This is a genomic window from Paenibacillus sp. sgz302115 (assembly GCF_056120445.1).
Map to the genome: position 1 here is coordinate 1 of NZ_JBVYOK010000062.1, position 540 is coordinate 540.

General features: G+C 56.1%; 1 protein-coding gene. It reads right to left on the bottom strand.

Going from position 1 to position 540, the window contains the following annotated elements; translation table 11 throughout:
- On the bottom strand, window positions 1-540 hold a 540-nt coding region (locus AC0LWN_RS32650), incomplete at both ends, for a hypothetical protein (protein WP_474672746.1).

Consider the following 540-nt stretch of genomic DNA (forward strand, 5'->3'; position numbering starts at 1 on the left):
GGGGCTCAAATGGCGTTCCTCCAGCACTCCGTCCGTGAGATGTTCTCCGTATATACTCTGCTGCTGCAAATGCACCGAGTTTACCGAGCCTATCGCCAGCTTATCGCTGTCGATGCTGCCATCCGGCAGCTCGGAGTTCAACGCACCCTCGGCCAGATGCTCCAGCTTGATTATGCCGGGGCTTAAATGACGTTCCTCCAGCACACCGTCTGTGAGATGTTCGCCGTATATACTCTGCTGCTGCAAATGCACCGAGTTTACCGAGCCTATCGCCAGCTTATCGCTGTCAATGCTGCCATCCGGCAGCTCGGAGTTCAGCACACCCTCGGCCAGATGCTCAAGCTTGATTATGCCGGGGCTCAAATGACGTTCCTCAAGCACTCCGTCCGTGAGATGCTCGCCGTATATACTCTGCTGCTGCAAATGCACCGAGTTTACCGAGCCTATCGCCAGCTTATCGCTGTCGATGCTGCCATCCGGCAGCTCGGAGTTCAGCACACCCTCGGCCAGATGCTCAAGCTTGATTATGCCGGGGCTTAA